This is a genomic window from Chromobacterium aquaticum, assembly GCF_021129195.1.
GTDB classification, from domain to species: domain Bacteria; phylum Pseudomonadota; class Gammaproteobacteria; order Burkholderiales; family Chromobacteriaceae; genus Chromobacterium; species Chromobacterium aquaticum.
In genome coordinates this window covers 1-933 of record NZ_JAJOHW010000277.1, presented here as the reverse complement: position 1 = coordinate 933, position 933 = coordinate 1, and the positions used below count along the sequence as shown (strand labels likewise).

Genomic DNA, 933 nt, shown 5'->3' with positions numbered 1-933 from the left:
GTTCCAGCGCCTGGCGCAGCAGCGGTTCCGGGGTGCCCAGTGCCAGGGTTTCGGCGCGCCAGCCGTAGGCGCGGGCCAGCGCCGGGAAGTCCGGAGTGTAGAGATCCACGCCCAGCGGTTCCATATCGGCGGCGCGCATCGCGCTTTTGATTTCGCCGTAGCCGCGGTTGTTGAGCAGCAGCACGATCAGGCGGGCGCGGGTTTCCATTGCGGTGCCCATTTCCGCCAGGGTGAACTGGAAGCCGCCGTCGCCGGCCAGGCACAGCACCGGCCGGTCCGGTTCGGCCAGCGCGGCGCCGATGGCGGCGGGCAGGCCGTAACCCAGCGCGCCGAAGCCCACGGAGGCGTTGAACCAGCTGTTGCCGCGCGGGGCGCAAAAGCCCAGGTTGCCGGCGTAGACCAGGCGGGTGGAGTCCCCCACCCAGCGCGCTTGCGGCAGGATGTCGCGCACGCGGTGCAGCCAAGCCAGATCGGCGGCGTGTTCCGGTTCCATTTCGGCGGCGGCCAGGCGGCGGGTGGCGTCGGCGCGTTCTTCGCCCTGGCGGGCGGCGTCGGTCAGTTGCAGCGTCAGCAGCTGCAGGGTTTCTTTGGCGTCGCCCAATAACGGCAGGTCGGCGCCGCGGCCGCGGCAGAGTTGTTCCGGGTCGATGTCGACGCGGATCAGCGCGCCGGGCAGGCGGAAGCCGCCGTCCACGTACATGTCGAAATCGGTGGGCCCCAGTTCGCAGCCCACGGCCAGCACCACGTCGCTGGCGGCGATCAGGCGGCGCGCGGCCGGCAGCGAGGGGCTGCAGGACAGGGCCAGCGGGTGGCCGTCCGGCAGCGCGCCGCGCGCGTTGATGGTCATCAGCGCCGGCGCGTCCAGCATTTCCGCCAGCCGGCTCAGTTGCGGCGCGGCCTGGCGCGCGCCGCCGCCTATCAGCAGCAGCGGCC

Annotated in this window: 1 protein-coding gene; it reads right to left on the bottom strand. The window is 72.6% G+C overall.

Annotation, left to right across the window (positions count from 1 at the left end):
* Positions 1-933 (bottom strand): thiamine pyrophosphate-dependent enzyme (locus LQT98_RS23785; protein WP_231465726.1); only part of this gene is annotated, 933 nt, incomplete at both ends.